The following is a 17,955-nucleotide window of genomic DNA, read 5'->3' as shown; positions in this document are numbered from 1 at the left end:
CGGATGAGCAACACTACGGAGCCCGTCGAACGTAGCGAAAAAGAAGACCGAGGGTTCTTCGGACAGCCATTTGCGCTGGCCAACCTCTTCGGTGTGGAGATGTGGGAGAGATTCTCCTTCTACGGGATGCAAGGCATCCTGATCTACTACTTGTACTACAGCGTCAGCGACGGCGGCCTCGGCATCAGCCAGGCCGCCGCGACCAGCATTGTCGGCGCCTACGGCGGCACCGTCTATCTGTCTACGATTCTGGGTGCCTGGGTTGCAGACCGCCTGCTCGGCTCCGAACGGACGTTGTTCTACAGTGCTTCGCTGATCATGGCCGGCCACATTGCGCTAGCGGTGTTCCCCGGTTTGTGGGGTGTGGGCATCGGCTTGGTCATGGTCGCATTCGGCAGTGGCGGGCTCAAGGCAAACGCGACGTCACTGGTCGGAGATCTGTATTCCGAAAACGACGATCGCCGCGACGCCGGATTCTCCATTTTCTACATGGGCATCAACATCGGCGGGTTGGTCGGTCCGCTACTGACCGGTGCGGTGCAGAAGGAATGGGGATTCCACGCCGGGTTCGCCCTCGCCGCCGTCGGTATGGCACTGGGTCTGATCCAGTACACGTTGGGCCGCAAGCACCTTCGCGGGATCGGTGAAGTCCCAGGCAATCCACTCCCCCCGGAGAAGCGTTCGGTCTATATCGGCATCGGCATCGTTGCGATCATTGTGGTGGCCATCGCGTCGATCACCGGGCTGATCCGAGCGGACAACATGTCCGACATCGTGGTCGGCTTGACCATCATTGCTTCGGTCGGGTACTTCCTGCTCATGCTGACCAGCAAGAACATCACGAAGGTCGAACGCAGTCGAGTATTCGCGTTCATTCCGATGTTCATTGCCAGCGCGGCCTTCTGGTCGCTGTTCCAGCAACAGTTCACCACGGTGCCTGTCATCTCGGACAAATTGTTGGACCGCAACCTCTTCGGTTGGGATTTTCCGCCGACCTGGGTGCAATCCATCAACCCGGTGTTCATCATCATCTTCGCCGGTGTCTTTGCAGCGATGTGGACCAAACTCGGGCCACGCCAACCGTCGTCGCCCATCAAGTTCGCAATCGGTACCGGCATCATGGGCCTGGCATTTCTGGCCTTCATCCCTATCACCGGCGGTGGACCGAACAGCGCGCCACTCCTCGGACTGGCGGGAGTGCTTCTGCTGTTCACCTTCGCGGAACTGTTCCTCTCCCCCGTTGGTCTTTCTCTCGCAACCAAACTCGCGCCGGAGCATTTCCACACCCAGATGGTCGCGTTGTTCTTCCTGTCCGTTGCGTTGGGCACTTCGATGGCGGGAACTTTGGCGGGTTACTTCGACATCGACAACAGCAAGCCGTTCTTCCTGGTCATCGGATTCACGTCGATCGGAATCGGAGTCATTCTCGCGGTCGTGTCGCCGTGGATCAAGAAACTGATGCAGGGCGTGCAGTAGCTATTTGACCCACAGCCACAGCGCCAGAGCGAATCCCGCCATTGCCACTGCCACGCGCAGTACCGATGGCGGGATTTTCTTGACGACGGGAGGTCCGCACCAACCACCGGCCAACGCGCCGAGAGCCATTGCCAGCGCAGCCACCCAGTGCACCTGTCCGGAGAACGCAAAGATGAGCGCTGCAACCAGATTCGCGATACCGAGGAAGAAGCTCTTCAGGATCGTTGCACGCCACACTGATTCGGACGTGAGGATCAGCGTTGCCGCCAGAAAGATCACGCCTGCGCCGGCACCGAAGTAACCGCCGTAGACGGCGACGGCAAACAGTGCCGCGGAGTAGATTCCCGGACGCTCTCCTCCACCGGAAAGCTCACGAATTTTCGGCTGCAGTAGCAATGCGAGTGCCGCGAAAGCAACCATCGCCGGTACGACGGATTCGAAGGATCCTTCCGGCGCAAGAATGAGAATCAGTGCCCCGACAACACCGCCGAGTGCCGAATAGACACCCCACCGAACAAGTTTGGGCCCGGTGTCGGCAACCTCACGGGAGGAGTTCGCCAACGCTCCGACACCGACGGCAACCAGCGCAACAGTATTGGTCATGTTGGCACTGACGGGTGACAACCCGACACTGAGTAACGCGGGATACGAAACGATGGATGCCAGTCCGGTGACAAATCCGACGAGTCCACTGAAAAATCCCGCTACGACGAGGAATCCGAAATCGAGCAGGTTCACGAATCATGAACCTACCCGGTGCCGGTACCTACTTGTCGGCAGGCTTGGCAAGCTCCTGAAAGAGCTTCTCCGTCATCTGCTGCGCCCGGTCGTTGCCGTCCGCATCAGCGACGAGCACTGCAAATGCCAGATCACCACGGGATCCGAAGAACCAGCGATCGTCGCCGCTCGCAGCCCCTGCCGCCATGAGATCGGGGTACCCCACCAGCCCACCGGCGCCGCGCATGGAGTCACGCAGACGGTTGTTCACGTCGGCCGGCAATGGGGATCCGACGGCGTCAGCGGTGGCCGGCTGACCGAACACCATCATCGGCGTCGGAGCACTGCCGCGTGCGATAGATGCTGCGAGCATTGCCATTCCGAACGGAGTGACCTGCGGATCGCCGGTGCCCGCTGTCTTGTTCGACGCCAGAATGTTGCTCACGGACTGATTGCTACCCGGGCGGTCGGACGCAAACACAGCCGTCTGCTGTTCCAAGCCGGGGATGTTGAATCCGTTGCCCAGGCCCAGTTGATGCGCGGCATCGGTCAGTTGTTCCGGGGACACTGCGCTGGGGTCGACGCCGTTCTGGATGGAGGCGGCAAGCCGGACGAGGTCGAGGGCGCCCCCGGCCGGACGTAGCCCGGTAAATGCGATCGGACCCTGTTCGATTGCCTGATTGTTTTGTGCTGCAGCAAGAATCGCGCCGTCAGAGGGTCGGATCGCGACGATTGCTGCGGGGGTTCCGGCACTGACGACAGCCTCGATGGCTGCGAGTTGCGTGTGGGAGTCCAAAGTTGCGGCTACATCAGGACCGGGAGGCCCTTGGACGCCGGCTTGCTTGGTCGGCACACCGCCCGAATCAACGAGGTTGACGGCCCATCCTGCGGTGGCGTCGCGGTTTGCCTGCCACACAGTGCGGAGCGGATCCAGGAGCGGCGAGCCGATCCGCCGGTCCGACGCGATCAACTTGGGCGTCTTGACGACCACAACGCCCGGGATGGCGAAATCGCTTTCGAGATAGGCATAGTCGGGGTCGCGTAGCAGTACTGCGGTGACCGGCTTGCCGGGGTTCGCCGCGAGGTCGGCGAGCATCGATTCCGACGTCACGAGCGGAGCGACGGGTTCGATGACTTTCGCGAGTCGCGTGGTGGTGTCGACGGGATCGGGCATTGTTGCCGGGTCGAGGGTGATGGCGTTGATGGTCTGTTCGTTCATGAGCAGAGTGCCGCCGGCGTCGACGACTTTGGGCGGCGCCGCATCGGTCCGGGTGTAGGAGACTGTGCGTCCATTGCCGAGCCCGGGGACGATGACGGCCGGATCCCAGGACAAGCGCCAACCGACGGAGAGGTCGCGGACTTCGCCTTGCGACTGGTAGGTCCAGTCTTTGCCTTCGCCGAAGTTCCAGGCGGCATCGAGTGTGAAGAATGCGGAGTCGCTACCGAGGTCCATAACCTGTGCGACGTCGAAATCCGACGACTTCGCGTCGAGGCCGTCAAACATCTGCGCGATCGACGCGCGGGCGGCGTTGGGGTACGAGGTGAGGTCGGCGGCGGCGTCGATGTCACGATTATTGAGGGCATTGACAAAGTCTTCGACCACCGAAGCGGCGTCGGTCTTCTTGTCGCCCCCGACGACGCACGATGCGAGCGCCACTGTCATAACGACAGCAGCTATCGAAGCGATGACGTATTTCCCACGACGGCTTATCTGTGATCCGGTCCCCATTGAAGCAACTCTTCACTCCAGTCACACCGGTAACAAGCACGGGATGCCTACGAACGTGTCACGGTTGAGCCACGGAGGCGTCATCGAACTGCAACCGCAATGACGTTTCAGCGCAGAAAAGTACCGGCTACCTGCACAGCAGGTGTGGAACTATCGGCACCCGCAATGAACACCGCAAATGCCAGATCACCCTTGATCCCGACAAACCATCCGTGGGCGGATCCCCCGTCCACTTCCGCCGTTCCGGTCTTGCCCAACAGTCCGTCGATGTCCGCGAGCGAGGTAGCCGTTCCGCCCGTGACGGTCTCTCGCATCATCGCCTGCAACTGTTCGGTCACCGCCGACGGAGCGGGCGCAACCGTCTGATCGGCGACGCCTGGTTGCCCCTTCACAAGCATCGGAACCGGTGTCGCACCATTCGCAATCGAAGACGCGACCAACGCCATCCCGAACGGCGTGGCCGTAACTGCGCCCTGCCCGATCGCGGACTCGACACGCTCGGCCGGAGTGTTCGCGTCGGGAACCTTTCCGGTCACCGTCGTCAGGCCCGGGGTGACATAGTCGACGCCCAATCCGAATTGCAGGGCCGCGTTATGCAGAGCGTCCGCGGGCAGTCCGACTGCGAGCCGCGCCATCGTGGTGTTGCACGACTTCGCAAATGCGGTGTGCAGCGGAACCGAGCCGAGGTCGAACTCGTCGTCGTTGGGAATCTGCCGACCCTCGATGTTCTCGGTCCCGGGGCACGGCAGGATCGTGTCAGGAGTCGCGACACCGGCTTGCAGTGCGGCCGACGTCGTCACGGTCTTGAAGGTCGATCCCGGCGGGTACAGACCGGTCAAAGCAATCGGCCCCTGGGCATCTGCAGCCGAATTCTGCGCCACTGCCAGAACTGCACCGGACGACGGTTGCAATGCAACGATCACTCCCGGCTGCGTGACCCCGGCAAGTGCGTTTTCGGCGGCCAACTGAAGGTTTCGATCGATCGTGGTTGCAATGTTCGGGGCGACCGGCCCGTCCTGCCCGGCGAGAGTTGTTGCGGCGCCGTTCTCTTTCACCAGTTGCACCGCCCAGCCGGCAGATTTGTCCTGACCTTGCTGCCACAGATCCGCAAGCCCACTGAATGTCGGTGACGAAAGAGCCTTGTCGACGGAAAGCAGCCGTGCTTGCGGCGCCAGCGTCACACCAGGTACGGCAACCAGTCGATCTTCAATGGGTGCAAGGTCTTCCGCGCGAAGGGTGACGGCGGTGACAGGTTTGCCGGCGGCACTGGCCAAGTCACTGCGCAAGGAATCGGCAGTGATCGTCGGGGCGATCGGCGACAGAAGTGCCGCTACGGCAGCGGTATCCGCGGTGGGATCGAGATTCACCAGGGTCACGACCTGCTGTTCCATGATGGGTTGGCGGGCGGAATCGAGAACGACGGGCGGTGCGCCCGTCGTGGGCGTGTATCGAAGGGTTGTCGATGCCGTCAGATCCGGGGCGAGCAACGTCGGGTCCCATTGAATCAACCAGTTGTCGCCGCTTGCCGATGCGCTCCCGTGCGTCGAGTACGACCAGTCCTGTCCTTCGGCGAATTTCCAGAATGCGTCGAGGGTGAAGGTGCCGGCGTTGTCGTTGTCGTTGGATTCTTCGGCATCCGAGACCGTGAACGTGCCCTCGTCCTTCCCCAGCCCGTCGATCATGGCTGTGATCGCTATAGATGCAGCAGCAGGATCCGTAGTGAGGTTGGCGGCCGTCTGAACATCATCTGCCGTGAGCGCCGATGCAAACTGCTCGGCCACTGATCGCGGCTGGTCGGGGCCACTACTGCAGGCGACAACGCTGCCTGCGACAGCTGCTCCCAGCGCCACCGACGCTAGGGCTCGTCGGATCAATCTGCGGTGGGTATCGACTCTTGACTGGCGCACATTCTCGATCATGCCCGAATTTGTGGCGAAGCTTCGAATATCGGTGTAATCATGTAATCAGTGCAATAAGCCCTGCAGACGACTTCTCAGGAGAACGTCATGAAAAATTCACACGGCCCCGGCGAGCGCGGATTCGGTCGCCCGGGTGGTTGGCAACAAGCATCCGTTCCCGACGCCGGTGACGCGGCCGACTGGTTTGCCGGCCGACTCCCCGACACCTGGTTCACTGGCCCGGCCGATGTTCAGGTGGACCGCGAGGAAATTGTTGTCATCGGAGAACTACCGCCTGTCGACGGCGGAGACGCAGCTGCCGAGGGGCGAGTCTCTCGCTTCCGTGAAACCACTCGCGCCGATCGCATGCGTATCGCCGACGAGGCGGAAGCTCGATACGGACGCAAGGTCGCTTGGGGAGTGAAACTCGACGAAAAGACCGTCCTGTTCACACATCTCGCAGTTCCGGTAATGACGAGGTTGCGGCAACCCGAGCGCAAGGTTCTCGACACATTGGTCGACGCGGGTGTCGCTCGATCACGTGCTGACGCCCTCAAATGGACGGTTCGCTTGGCAGGCCAACACAGCGAACAGTGGCTCGCGGAACTCCGGGACGCGATGTCAAAGGTGGAAGACCTGCGAGCGGAAGGCCCAAGAATCTGAGAGGAGATCCACGCAACAATTCAATTGCCGCGCACGACGGTCATCGAGTACGGTTGACAGCGAACCATTCCCAGCAGAACAGGAAACGGGCCGTTGCTCATCTAGAGGTTAATTACGCGAAGGCATCCACACCCATCAGCCGCGGCTGAGCCGGGTGGTTCCCCGCACCCTCTGGAGTACGCATGACCCATTCTCATTCATACCTGTCGCTGTCCGATCTCACCTTCACCTGGCCTGACGGCGAGCAGGTTTTCACCGGCCTCAACCTCGTGTTTCCCAGCGGCCGAGTCGGTCTGGTGGGACTGAACGGATCCGGAAAGTCGACACTGTTGCGCCTGATTGCAGGCCAACTGACACCGGATGCCGGCTCCGTCAATGCCTCCGGCGAGATCGGGTATTTGCGCCAAGACATCACATTGGATCCTGACGTCCGAGTCGATGACATTCTGGGCATTCACGATCTGCGAAAGGCTTTGCACCGCATAGAAACCGGCGACGGTACGGAGTCCGATTTCTCCCGGGTCGACAACAACTGGGATATCGAGGAACGTGCGATCTCGACTCTGCATCGCCTTGGCCTCGAGCGCGTTGTACCCGACACCCAAGCCTTGGGACGCACGGTGGGAACTCTCTCCGGCGGCGAGACAGTACTACTCGGCCTCACTGCGGCACTACTGAAAAATCCGCAGGTGCTGCTATTGGACGAGCCGACCAACAACCTGGACCGCGAGGCCCGTGGCAGGGTTCACGATGCAGTGCAACAGTTTCCGGGCACTGTCGTGGTTGTGAGCCACGACCGGGAATTGCTGAACAGCATGGAGTTCACGGTCGAATTGCGGCGCGGCAATCTCCGAGTGTTCGGCGGCAACTACTCGATGTACCAAGAAATAGTTGCTGCCGAACAGGAAAACGCCCAGGCCGCTGTTCGAGATGCCAAGACCGATCTGGCAAAACAGAGCCGCGAACTGATCGAGACACGTATCAAGCTGGACCGCCGAAAGCGGTACGGACAGAAGATGCTCGACGAAAAGCGTCTGCCACCCATTCTGGCGCAGACGCGCAAGCGTAAGGCCGAAGTTTCCGCCGGCAAACTCGCGGTCAGCCACACTGGAAAGGTCGACGACGCCAAGTCTGCACTCACCGATGCCGAGGAATTGCTTCGGGACGACCGCGAAATTCGGCTGAATCTGCCTGCCACCGAGGTATTTCCAGGTCAGCAGGTGGCTGCACTGGACGAGGTGACCCTGCGTAGCGGCCAACAAATCTCACTGCAGATCACCGGACCCGAACGCATTGCGATAGTGGGAAGCAACGGAATCGGTAAGACGACACTGCTCGACGCAGTCGTGGCGTCTGCCCCGTTCGTTCCCTGCCACGCCCTGCCTCAGAGGCTGGACGTATTCGACAATGACCTGTCGGTCGCCGACAACGTCGCGTTGGCTGCCCCGCATGCAACCAGTGAGGAAATTCGCGGACAGCTCGCTCGATTCCTTTTCCGCGGAACAGATTCCGATGTGTTGGCGTCAGCCCTGTCCGGCGGCGAACGCCTTCGCGCGGCGCTGGCCACCATCCTTTTGGCGCAGCCGGCACCAAAACTCCTGCTACTCGACGAACCGACCAACAACCTGGATCTGCCGAGCCTCGCCCACTTGACGCAAGCCCTACAAGATTTCCGGGGCGCACTTGTAGTTGTCAGTCACGATCTCCCCTTCCTGCGGGACATCGGAATCACCCGCTGGATCAGTATGGATGAGAACGGAATTCAAGAAATCGACCCCGAGTAGCCCGCCGCCCCGTTCACGTCCATACTGAATCGGTGATGCAGGACGTGAGGAACCCGGTCGACGGCACCCGTATCGCGTACCAGGTTGTGGGCACGGGCACTCCCCTGCTGATGGTGCACGGCACGGCCCTGTCCCACTCGATCTGGAGGGGATTCGGCTACGTCAAAGCCCTGCAAGCGCAGTATCGACTGATCCTGGTCGACATGCGTGGTCATGGTCGCAGCGACAAGCCACACGATTCCGATTCTTATGCAATGGATCTGGTGGTCGCGGATCTGCTCGAAATCCTCGATACCGAATCGCCGTTCGAACCCGCGCATGTCTTGGGGTACTCGTTCGGTGGTCGAGCCGTACTGTCGCTGGCAATCGAACATTCCGAGCGGATCCGGTCGCTGACCGTCGGCGGCGGCAGTAGTCGACCCATGACCGGGGCGTTCGACGCTCTGTTCTTCCCGGGCTGCGTCGACGCTCTCGAGCGGACCGGTATGGACGGCTTCCTCGAAGGCTGGGGCATCAGGCGCGGTAGGCCCGTCGATCCGCAGACTGCTGCGGCGTTCCGTCGCAATGATGCGCTGGCCTTGGCTGCGTACATGCGACGGTCGGATGTCGAACCCGGGATCGACGACGCCGTTCTTCGCGCCATGACCACCCCGACGTCGATGTTTGTCGGCTCGAAAGACCGGGAGCGGCGCCCCGATACCGAGTACGCCGCATCCCTGATCCCTGATTGTTCGTTGACCGTTATCGAGGGCACTGATCATGCCAGTGCCGTCGCAGCCTCCGAAGCTGTTCTGGCGTCGCTAATTCCGTTTCTGAACCAGAACTAGCCCAGTAGACCCTTCGCAATGTGGGTGACCTGGATTTCGTTGCTGCCGGCGTAGATCATGAGCGACTTCGCGTCGCGCGCAAGCTGCTCGACGCGGTACTCAGCCATATAACCGTTGCCGCCGAACAACTGGACGGCTTCCATTGCAACCTCGGTTGCCGCGCGGGATGAGTAGAGCTTCATCGCCGATGCCTCTGCCAGGGTCACCTTGTCGCCGGCTGCGGTGCGCTCGATTGCATTGAAGACCATGTTCTGCACGTTGATTCGAGCAATTTCCATCTCGGCGAGCTTGAGCTGGATGAGCTGGAACTGCCCGATTTCGCGGCCCCACAGCTTGCGAGACTTTGCGTAGTCGATGCTCAACCGGTGGCATTCGTTGATGATGCCCAATGCCAGGGATGCGATGCCGATTCGCTCGGCAGCAAAACTTTCCTTGGCACTGGATTTTCCGTCGGACTTTCCGCTGTCTTCGGTTTCGCCGAGTAGGCGGTCCTTGGAGATCCGCACGTTGTCGAAGAACAACTCGCCGGTGGGCGAGGAGTTCATGCCCATCTTCTTGAAGGGAGTGCCCTGCGTGAAGCCTTCCATGCCCTTGTCGAGGATGAATGCGAGAACCTTGCGGTCGCGGCGGTCGACGGACGCGTCGCCTTCGTCGAGCTTGGCGTAGACGATGGTGACGTCGGCGTACGGACCGTTGGTGATGAAGGTCTTGTTGCCGTTGAGGATGTAATCGTCACCGTCGCGTCGTACGTAGGACTTCATGCCGCCGAAGGCGTCCGATCCGGAGTCGGGTTCGGTGATGGCCCACGCGCCGACGGTGTCGAACGTGACCAGCCCGGGCAGCCAGCGTTCCTTCTGCGCCAGGGTGCCGCGGCTGCGGATGGTGCCGGCGGTCAATCCGAGGCTCACACCCATGGTGGCGACGAGGCCGAGGGTGACGCCGGCCAGTTCACTGTTGAGTACAACGCCCATGCTGCCGGCGCCGCTGAAGGCGCTGGACTTCTCACCGTCACCGGCGGGGGCGTCGCCACGCTCACGGGCGAGCGACTTCTCGAGGCCTTCACGTGCCATGTCGGCCAGTCCGAAGGTCTCGTACAGCTTGCGGATGATGTCGAAGGGAGGCAGTTCACCACTTTCGAGCTTGTCGACGTGCGGGCGCACCTCCTTGTCGATGAAGCCCCGCAAGGCGTCGCGGAACATCAGGTCGGTGTCGGACCACTCGTACATGTGCCTGCACTCCAGTCAGTGAACGATCAGGGACGACTGCCGGGGAGCAGTCATATACCGAATATAGAACACGTTCCAATTACAGGGAAAGGAACTCAGCTGATCAGCCCCATACGCTGCGACAACCAGGTCAGTTCCTTCTGGAGGGCGGCCGACCACACGACAAAGCTGTGGCCTCCGGGCAGTTCGAGGTACTTCACATCCATCCCCGCAACTTTGGCCGCGTCGTAGATCTTCTGCTGACCGGGCTTGAACTCGTTGTCGTCGGAACCGACCACGACGATTCCGCCCGAATCCGGGAACTTCCGTCCCGCCAGAATGTCCATCGGGTTGACCTTCTTGAACGCCCCTTCGTTGCCACCGAATATCTGCTCGACGGTGCGCGCGCGGTCGCCGAGCGAAGGCTCGAGCTGACCGGAGAGGTCGAAGAAGGTCGGGTAGACGTCGGGAAAGTTGGTCGCCATCTGCAGCGAGCACGTTCCGCCGTAAGAGAGTCCGCCGATGGCCCAGGCCTTCGGATTCGTATCGACCTGGAACGCTGCGGTCACTGCCGCCGGTAGATCCTTGGCCAGGTACGTCGCGACATTGCCGGCGGGGGAATCGGTACACAGCGGATTTGCGAATTGAGTACCGGTGGCGTCGGCCAGAACGACGATCGGCGCCAACCCGTCATGTTGGTGCGCAAAGGAATCCATTGTGGCGGTGAGCTTCCCACCCTGTAGCCAGTCTTGCGGACTCCCGGGTTGCCCCGCCATCAACACCAGTACCGGAAGCAGCGGACGCGGATCCGTGAAGTACGACGGCGGTAGGTACACCTCCGCATCTCGAGCGACAAATCCTGAAACCGTACCGGGGACAGGCAAAGTCGCGACCCGACCGCGAGTCGTCATGCCTTCCGGCGCTTTCCACACGGTGTCCGTGGGATTTCCGGTGATGACCGGGGTTGTCGGTCCGGGTACATCGATGAGAGCGATTCGATCGAAATCGTCGTGGCCCAGCACAATTCCGATTGTCGGATAGGCCGAGAACTCCAGATTGATCTGCGTCGCAGCTGCAAGAACAACTAGCAACGCTGCCACCACGGAGGCAGCGGCGCTTCGAATGCTCCCACCCGCCTTGATGCGTGGGCCGAGAAGCAGCAGCGCGTACACGCCCATCCCGATCCACACGTAAATCGACATCGCGATCGGATCGGGGAAAGGCACGACCACCTTTTCCACCAGGATCCACGCGGCCACCATGATCAGAAGCGCAACGAAGCCGCAGACGGGGATCGCGTAGCGGTAAAACCACCGTGTCTTCCCACTCAGGAGCCACAATCCACCGAGCACACCCAGCGCCGTCAGGATCACAGGCAACGGCCCCGAGATCACACTCGTTTGATAGAGCCAGTCCACGTCGAGCCTCTCGCGCGAAGGAATGTCGCTCGCTCGAGACTAGTACTCTGAACCAGGTGACATTCATCAAGGTCTGTGGACTTCGCGACGCCGATACCGTCGATCTAGCTGTGCGACTGGGCGTCGACGCCATCGGTTTTGTGTTCGCCGAGAGCGTCCGCAAAGTCGATCCCGCACTGGCGGCAGATCTCATTTCACGGGTACCTGACGGCATCAGAGCGGTCGGCGTATTTCTGGGCAATCCCCTCGATCAGATCCTCGACATCGCCCGGGCCACCGGACTGAAGTACGTCCAGATCCATGATCTCGATTCCGCCGAGCAAGTCCAGAGTCTGCACGACGCCGGACTCCTCGTGATTCGTGCCGTTGTATCCGGCAAGGTGCGCGATGGGTACAACCTCGATCTGGGTGAGGACGAACTCCTGATCGACGGCGCTGACGCCGGGTCCGGAGTGCCGTGGGACTGGGCGCAGCAGCAATCGCGCCCGCAGGGGCAGTGGATTCTGGCCGGCGGACTCAACCCCGACAACGTCCGCGCCGCGTTGGACGCCACCGGAGCCTGGGGCGTCGACGTGTCCAGTGGCGTCGAATCTTCGCGCGGAGTGAAGGATCACGCGTTGATCGAAAACTTTGTCGCAGCAGTGCGCAACTGACTTCGTGAACACCATCACGCCAGACATCGACGCCGCTCAACGGCGAACCCTTCGCGTACTAGTAGCAGCCCAGATCCTCAGCGGAGCAGGGTTGGCCGCCGGCATCACCGTCGGAGCGCTCCTAGCGCAGGACATGCTCGATTCGACGGGCCTCGCCGGCCTCCCCAGTGCCCTCTTCACCATCGGATCAGCTGCTGCGGCAGCCACCGTCGGCAGGCTGTCGCAGCGACTCGGGCGTCGCGCCGGACTCGCGAGCGGATATGCCGTCGGCGCGCTCGGCAGTCTCGGCGTCGTTGCTGCTGCCGCCTTGGACAACATTCCACTGTTGTTCATTGCGCTCTTCGTCTACGGGGCCGGAACGGCAACCAACCTCCAAGCCCGTTATGCCGGCGCCGATCTCGCAGCCCCCGCTCACCGGGGACGAGCCGTCAGTACCGTCCTGGTCGCAACCACCGTCGGCGCAGTGATCGGCCCCAACCTCGTGACCGTCCTCGGCGATCTCGCCGAAGCGATGTCGATTCCTCGCCTCGCTGGGCCGTTCATGCTCGCTGCACTCGCCTACGGCGCCGCCGGACTTGTTCTCTGGGTGCTCTTGCGTCCCGACCCACTGATCCTGGCGAGGACACTTGCCGACGACACCGAGGGCGACGACGTTCCCTCACTCACTTCGGCTCCGACATCGATGTGGAACAGTGCCGTGGCCCTCGGCACGACGATCATGGTCCTGTCCCAGTTGGTCATGGTCGCGATCATGACAATGACGCCGATCCACATGCAGCATCATGGGCATGGGGTCGGCGCCACCGGCATCGTGATCGCTGTGCATGTCGCCGCGATGTATCTCCCCTCACCGCTGTCGGGGTTCCTGGTCGACCGCTTCGGACCTCGCATCGTCGCAGTCGCATCAGCGGTGACACTTCTTGCTGCCGGAATCACCGCCGCGGTTGCGCCCACCGATTCGGTATTCAGCCTCGCCTTGGCACTCGGTCTACTCGGCCTCGGCTGGAGTTTCGGGTTGGTAAGTGGAACCACCATCATCACCGGAGCCGTCCCCCTGAGTGCGCGCGCTAAAACTCAAGGCACGGTCGATGTCTCTATCGCCATCGCCGGTGCCGGCGGCGGACTGGCATCCGGATTCATGATGGCGTCAACCAGCTACGCCGCTCTCGCGATTGCGGGTGGTGCGATCGCCCTGGCCATCATCCCGGCAATCGCCTTTTTCACAAGGCTTCCCACGCACTCAGCACGGTCCGAATCCCCGTCACCAACTGCAAAGGCTGATCGATCATGACGTGATGGCCGGCGTCAGGAATCTCGGCGATGATGGCTTCGGGCCCGAGCAGCGTGCAGATATGACTCATCAACTCTTCGGAAACAATCCCGTTCTCCGCACGGAAATATGCTGTGCGACAACGAGTACCTTCACCCAGCGCTTCCTCCTCCCCTACCCGCAGGAAGAAGTTCGGATCGAATTTCCACGACCATCCGCCGTCCACGGCCACCATCGAGGTTTCCGCCACATGGTCACGGATACAAGGCAATCCGGCATCCTGTGACGGAACAAAACGAAAGCGCGACTTCGCATCTTCGCGGGTCGGATAGACCTTCTTCGGCCCGAACGCGTTCTGACGTCGGGCAGCTTCTTCCTCTGGTGTCCTCGCACGCAAGGGAGAATCGATGATGACAACGCCGCCGAGATCTTTGCCGTACAGGTTCGAGGCCACAAACGAGACGATGCCACCCATACTGTGTCCCACCAGGGTCGGCTTTCCTTCGATCCCACCGGCGCGGCCGGCAGCGATCACTTCGCGCGCCCACTGAGACATCGAATAGGTTTCGCGGGTGTCACTGTCCCCGTGCCCGGTCATATCGAGAGCGACAACTCGGGTTCCGGCAGCGAACTGCGGTCCGATGTGATCCCACCACTGACTGTGCGCAGCGCCGCCGTGAACCAGGACGATTCCCGGCCCGACCGGACCCCAGGCACGGAACCGGATGGTCGCACCCTCAACCTCCAAGGCACCTGTCTCGACCGGCGCTGACAATGCCGTGGTGAACCAGTCGGGCGCTGCAAGCACTTCTTCGATGTTTGTGTTGCTCATCGATCGAACATACCCATACGACGCGAACCGTCCGGAACCCTTCCCCAGTTACCACCCGATCACCTATATTGAATCCGGCCTCAAGTTCAACTGACCTGCCGAGAGGGACACATGCCCAACCGCCAAGTACGCCTCGCCGCCCGACCAACGGGACTTCCCGATGCCTCCACCTGGGACTACGTGGACGGTGACATTCCGGTAGCCGGACCCGGCGAGTTTGTCGTCAAGGTCGAATACCTCTCCCTCGACCCCGCAATGCGCGGTTGGCTCAACGACGTCAAGTCGTATGTTCCGCCCGTAAAACTAGGTTCCGTCATGCGCGCCCACGGCGTCGGGCATATCACCGAATCTCAGCACCCTGACTACAAGGTCGGAGACGTTGTCGCCGGATCGTTCGGCGCCTCCGAGTACGGAATTTCCGACGGCGCCGACGTCACGCGTGTCGACGAGTCGATCGCTCCCCTGCCCACCTGGCTCGGAGCACTCGGATTCCCGGGCGTGACAGCCTATTTCGGACTGCTCGACGTCGGAAAGCTGAAGGATGGCGACACCGTTGTCGTATCCGGTGCCGCCGGCGCCGTGGGCAGCCTCGTCGGCCAGATCGCAAAGATCCATGGCTGCACCGTGATCGGTATCGCCGGTGGGCCGGAGAAATGCGCTTGGCTCACCGACGAACTCGGTTTCGACGTCGCCATCGACTACAAGAACGACTCCGTCTACAAGGGTCTGCGCGCAGCAGCACCCGACGGAATTGACGTGTACTTCGACAACGTCGGCGGCGAGATCCTCGACGCTGCACTCTCCCGTCTGCGCTTGCATGCCCGCGTGGTCATCTGCGGTGCAATTGCCGGATACAACGCCACCGAACCACAACCCGGCCCCTCGCACTACCTTTCGCTGCTGGTAAACCGGGCAACGATGACAGGATTTGTAGTGTTCGATTACCTCGATCGATACTCCGAGGCGCAGAAACAGATCGGAAAGTGGATCAAGAGTGGCCAATTGACTGCTCGTGAACACATTGTCGACGGCGGCATCGATGCTTTCGGAGACAGCCTCAATCTCCTGTTTGCGGGTGCTAACACCGGAAAGCTTGTCCTGAAGATATAGCCGAGTCCTCCCCCAGCCTCGGCGGCGCCGTCCGATACGTCGCCGGCGTGACGCTCAGACCGATCGGGTTGGCCACCTGCCTGATCGGGTCTGGGCGACGCGGATCATCGATATTCACAACAGGATTCAGGTTCAACCGCTCGGCCAAGTCAACTGCCTCGGCAATGTTGTTGAGCGGCCCACAGGGAACCCCTCGTTGGGTGAGCTTCTCGAACCAGTAGTCTGCACTTCCGTCCGCGAGTGCCGCGGTCAGGGCGTCGAAGAGTTCTTCTCGATGCGCGACGCGTAAGCCGTTGGACAAGAATCGCACGTCAACAGCCAACTCCGGGATACCCAGAACCTCGACCAACGAACCGAATTGGCGATCGTTGCCCACCGCCAGCACCAACGGTCGGTCCGCAGTCTGGAATACCTCGTACGGCGCCACGCTGGGATGCCGATTACCCATGGCTTGCGGAACTACCCCGGCCGCAACGTATCCGGATGACTGATTGGCAAGTGCCGACAGCAACGACGACAACAGGTTGACTTCTACATGCTGCCCTTCGCCCGCCTTATCCCGATGACGCAGCGCCGCAAGAATTCCCACACTCGCATGCAGGCCGGTGATGACATCGACCAGAGCGACGCCAGCCTTGGTCGGAGTCTGCGGATCCGGCCCGGTGATACTCATCAGCCCGCCGACCGCCTGGATCAACAGGTCGTATCCCGGTAGCGAATTGTTGCCACCGAAGCCACTGATCGAGCAGTAGACAACACCCGGATTCATTTCTCGCACAGCGTCGTAACCGAGCCCGAGCCGATCCATGGTCCCGGGCAGGAAGTTCTGCACAACGACGTCCGCCGTGCGCACCAGGTCTTGTGCGATCGACAGATCATGTTCGTCACGCAGGTCCAACGTCACGGACTTCTTGTTGCGGTTCACCGAGAGAAAGTAACTTGATTCGTCCCCAACCCACGGTGGTCCCCACGTGCGGGTGTCATCACCGACGCCGGGGCGTTCGATCTTGATCACCTCGGCACCCAGATCCGCGAGAAGCATTGTGGCGTAGGGCCCGGCGAGCACGCGCCCGAAGTCTGCGATGACCAGGTCGCCCAGTGCGGATGTCACCGGAATGCTTCTTCTCCGGTCAGTGCGCGGCCGATCACCAATTGGTGCACCTCGGACGTGCCTTCGTAGGTGAGAACGGATTCCAGATTGTTGGCATGGCGAATGATCGGGTACTCGAGAGTGATGCCGTTGGCGCCCAAGATGGTTCGACATTCGCGAGCGATCTTGATTGCTTCACGCACGTTGTTCAGCTTGCCCGTGCTGACCTGCTCGGGTCGCACCGTGCCGGCATCCTTGAGACGTCCGAGATGGATGGCAAGCAACTGCCCTTTACCCAATTCGACTGCCATGTCGGCAATTTTGGCCTGCGTGAGCTGGTAGGCGGCCAACGACTTGTCGAAGACCTTCCGATCACGCGCATACGAGATCGCCGTCTCCAGGCAGTCTCGGGCCGCGCCCATCGAACCGAAAATGATGCCGAAGCGTGCCTCGTTGAGGCAGCCCAACGGACCGGACAGGCCACGGGCCTTGGGCAGCATCGCCGACGACGGCAGACGCACGTCTTCGAGGACAAGTTCGGAAGTAACCGAGGCCCGAAGCGACATCTTGTTCTTGATCTCGGGGGCCGAGAAGCCGGGAGTGTTTGTCGGAACGACAAAGCCGCGCACACCGTCGTCCGTTCGCGCCCACACCACAGCCACGTCCGCGATGGAACCGTTGGTGATCCACATCTTGGTGCCGTTCAGAATCCAGTCGTCGCCATCTCGCTTGGCATTGGTGAGCATACCGCCGGGGTTCGATCCGAAGTCAGGTTCCGTCAAACCGAAGCAACCGATGGCTTCACCGGTCGCCATGCGAGGCAGCCATTCATTCTTCTGCTCTTCGCTGCCGTTGTGATGAATCGCGAACATCGCCAACGACCCCTGCACTGACACCAGACTGCGAATTCCCGAGTCGACGGCTTCGAGTTCCTGGCACGCCAACCCGTAGGCAGTGGCGCTCATCCCGGCGCAGCCATAGCCGTCCAGGTGCATGCCCAGCACGCCCAAAGATCCCAGTTCCAGTGCCAACTCCCGTGCCGGCAGGGCGGCGTCCTCGAACCACTGTCCGATGTGCGGACGGATGCGACTATCCACCATCTTCCGAACGGTGTCGCGAATCGCGATTTCCTCGGCGTCGAGCAGGGTGTCGATGGCAAAGAGTTCTGACAGGGACTGCGGCGTGGTCACGGGGCCTCCAAGGGGGATGTGGAACCTGCTTGCAATGGTGCAAGAACGATTGTGCAATCGTTTGCATCACCTAGAGTAGGGACCGAACAGCCA

The 17,955-nt window shown here is 61.4% G+C and carries 15 protein-coding genes; 7 read left to right on the top strand and 8 right to left on the bottom strand.

Annotated features, from left to right (window positions below; genetic code table 11):
* Positions 1 to 3: 3 nt before the first annotated feature.
* Complete coding sequence (locus MTX36_RS00925) at positions 4 to 1,476, top strand: peptide MFS transporter (protein ID WP_243617897.1); 1,473 nt, start codon at positions 4 to 6, stop codon at positions 1,474 to 1,476.
* On the opposite strand, the gene MTX36_RS00920 is transcribed toward MTX36_RS00925, so the two are convergent.
* The 3 genes from MTX36_RS00920 to MTX36_RS00910 form a co-directional block, all read right to left on the bottom strand.
* Positions 1,477 to 2,214: a sulfite exporter TauE/SafE family protein gene (locus MTX36_RS00920; protein ID WP_243617896.1), complete on the bottom strand. Its 738-nt coding sequence runs from the start codon at positions 2,212 to 2,214 to the stop codon at positions 1,477 to 1,479.
* Between the two features lie 28 nt (positions 2,215 to 2,242).
* Positions 2,243 to 3,922, bottom strand: coding sequence for an NTF2-like N-terminal transpeptidase domain-containing protein (locus MTX36_RS00915; RefSeq protein WP_243617895.1), 1,680 nt, complete (start codon positions 3,920 to 3,922; stop codon positions 2,243 to 2,245).
* Between the two features lie 107 nt (positions 3,923 to 4,029).
* Entirely contained in the window at positions 4,030 to 5,841 is a 1,812-nt protein-coding gene (locus MTX36_RS00910; protein WP_243617894.1) for a penicillin-binding transpeptidase domain-containing protein, read from the bottom strand.
* Positions 5,842 to 5,928: 87 nt separating this feature from the next.
* On the opposite strand from MTX36_RS00910, the gene MTX36_RS00905 reads away from it, so the two are divergent.
* The 3 genes from MTX36_RS00905 (at position 5,929) to MTX36_RS00895 (ending at position 9,094) form a co-directional block, all read left to right on the top strand.
* On the top strand, positions 5,929 to 6,483 hold the full coding sequence (locus MTX36_RS00905) for a hypothetical protein (protein ID WP_243617893.1): 555 nt from the start codon (positions 5,929 to 5,931) through the stop codon (positions 6,481 to 6,483).
* 182 nt (positions 6,484 to 6,665) lie between these two features.
* Positions 6,666 to 8,267 carry an ABC-F family ATP-binding cassette domain-containing protein gene (locus MTX36_RS00900; protein WP_243617892.1) on the top strand — a complete coding sequence of 534 codons (1,602 nt, stop codon included), beginning with the start codon at positions 6,666 to 6,668 and terminating at the stop codon, positions 8,265 to 8,267.
* Between the two features lie 35 nt (positions 8,268 to 8,302).
* Positions 8,303 to 9,094 carry an alpha/beta fold hydrolase gene (locus tag MTX36_RS00895; RefSeq protein WP_243617891.1) on the top strand — a complete coding sequence of 264 codons (792 nt, stop codon included), beginning with the start codon at positions 8,303 to 8,305 and terminating at the stop codon, positions 9,092 to 9,094.
* Here MTX36_RS00895 and MTX36_RS00890 read toward each other — a convergent pair.
* Together MTX36_RS00890 and MTX36_RS00885 are read right to left on the bottom strand one after the other, a co-directional pair.
* Entirely contained in the window at positions 9,091 to 10,320 is a 1,230-nt protein-coding gene (locus tag MTX36_RS00890; protein ID WP_243617890.1) for an acyl-CoA dehydrogenase family protein, read from the bottom strand. The genes MTX36_RS00895 and MTX36_RS00890 overlap by 4 nt on opposite strands.
* Positions 10,321 to 10,415: 95 nt before the next feature.
* On the bottom strand, positions 10,416 to 11,717 hold the full coding sequence (locus MTX36_RS00885; RefSeq protein WP_243617889.1) for an esterase family protein: 1,302 nt from the start codon (positions 11,715 to 11,717) through the stop codon (positions 10,416 to 10,418).
* 56 nt (positions 11,718 to 11,773) lie between these two features.
* On the opposite strand from MTX36_RS00885, the gene MTX36_RS00880 reads away from it, so the two are divergent.
* Complete coding sequence (locus MTX36_RS00880; protein WP_243617888.1) at positions 11,774 to 12,370, top strand: phosphoribosylanthranilate isomerase; 597 nt, start codon at positions 11,774 to 11,776, stop codon at positions 12,368 to 12,370.
* 4 nt (positions 12,371 to 12,374) lie between these two features.
* Complete coding sequence (locus MTX36_RS00875) at positions 12,375 to 13,661, top strand: MFS transporter (protein WP_243617887.1); 1,287 nt, start codon at positions 12,375 to 12,377, stop codon at positions 13,659 to 13,661.
* Here MTX36_RS00875 and MTX36_RS00870 read toward each other — a convergent pair.
* Positions 13,591 to 14,472, bottom strand: coding sequence for an alpha/beta fold hydrolase (locus MTX36_RS00870; protein WP_243617886.1), 882 nt, complete (start codon positions 14,470 to 14,472; stop codon positions 13,591 to 13,593). The two genes, MTX36_RS00875 and MTX36_RS00870, sit on opposite strands and share 71 nt — an antisense overlap.
* Positions 14,473 to 14,583: 111 nt before the next feature.
* On the opposite strand from MTX36_RS00870, the gene MTX36_RS00865 reads away from it, so the two are divergent.
* Complete coding sequence (locus tag MTX36_RS00865; protein ID WP_243617885.1) at positions 14,584 to 15,582, top strand: NADP-dependent oxidoreductase; 999 nt, start codon at positions 14,584 to 14,586, stop codon at positions 15,580 to 15,582.
* Here the strand turns inward: MTX36_RS00865 and MTX36_RS00860 are convergent.
* Complete coding sequence (locus MTX36_RS00860) at positions 15,551 to 16,693, bottom strand: CaiB/BaiF CoA-transferase family protein (RefSeq protein WP_243617884.1); 1,143 nt, start codon at positions 16,691 to 16,693, stop codon at positions 15,551 to 15,553. The genes MTX36_RS00865 and MTX36_RS00860 overlap by 32 nt on opposite strands.
* Positions 16,690 to 17,862: an acyl-CoA dehydrogenase family protein gene (locus tag MTX36_RS00855; protein ID WP_243617883.1), complete on the bottom strand. Its 1,173-nt coding sequence runs from the start codon at positions 17,860 to 17,862 to the stop codon at positions 16,690 to 16,692. Before MTX36_RS00855 ends, MTX36_RS00860 begins: the two co-directional genes overlap by 4 nt.
* Positions 17,863 to 17,955: the final 93 nt, after the last annotated feature.

It is taken from the genome of Rhodococcus sp. ARC_M6 (genome assembly GCF_022810305.1).
Classification (GTDB): domain Bacteria; phylum Actinomycetota; class Actinomycetes; order Mycobacteriales; family Mycobacteriaceae; genus Rhodococcus_F.
The sequence above is the reverse complement of the archived record's forward strand: the minus strand, read 5'-3'. Positions and strand labels throughout refer to the sequence as shown.

Bases quoted from the DNA above. Each gene is read 5' to 3' on its own strand.
- MTX36_RS00865 (WP_243617885.1), top strand. From the start codon at position 14,584: ATGCCCAACCGCCAAGTACGCCTCGCCGCCCGACCAACGGGACTTCCC.
- MTX36_RS00895 (WP_243617891.1), top strand. From the start codon at position 8,303: ATGCAGGACGTGAGGAACCCGGTCGACGGCACCCGTATCGCGTACCAG.
- MTX36_RS00870 (WP_243617886.1), bottom strand. From the start codon at position 14,472: ATGAGCAACACAAACATCGAAGAAGTGCTTGCAGCGCCCGACTGGTTC.
- MTX36_RS00915 (WP_243617895.1), bottom strand. From the start codon at position 3,922: ATGGGGACCGGATCACAGATAAGCCGTCGTGGGAAATACGTCATCGCT.
- MTX36_RS00925 (WP_243617897.1), top strand. From the start codon at position 4: ATGAGCAACACTACGGAGCCCGTCGAACGTAGCGAAAAAGAAGACCGA.
- MTX36_RS00910 (WP_243617894.1), bottom strand. From the start codon at position 5,841: ATGATCGAGAATGTGCGCCAGTCAAGAGTCGATACCCACCGCAGATTG.
- MTX36_RS00890 (WP_243617890.1), bottom strand. From the start codon at position 10,320: ATGTACGAGTGGTCCGACACCGACCTGATGTTCCGCGACGCCTTGCGG.
- MTX36_RS00905 (WP_243617893.1), top strand. From the start codon at position 5,929: ATGAAAAATTCACACGGCCCCGGCGAGCGCGGATTCGGTCGCCCGGGT.
- MTX36_RS00900 (WP_243617892.1), top strand. From the start codon at position 6,666: ATGACCCATTCTCATTCATACCTGTCGCTGTCCGATCTCACCTTCACC.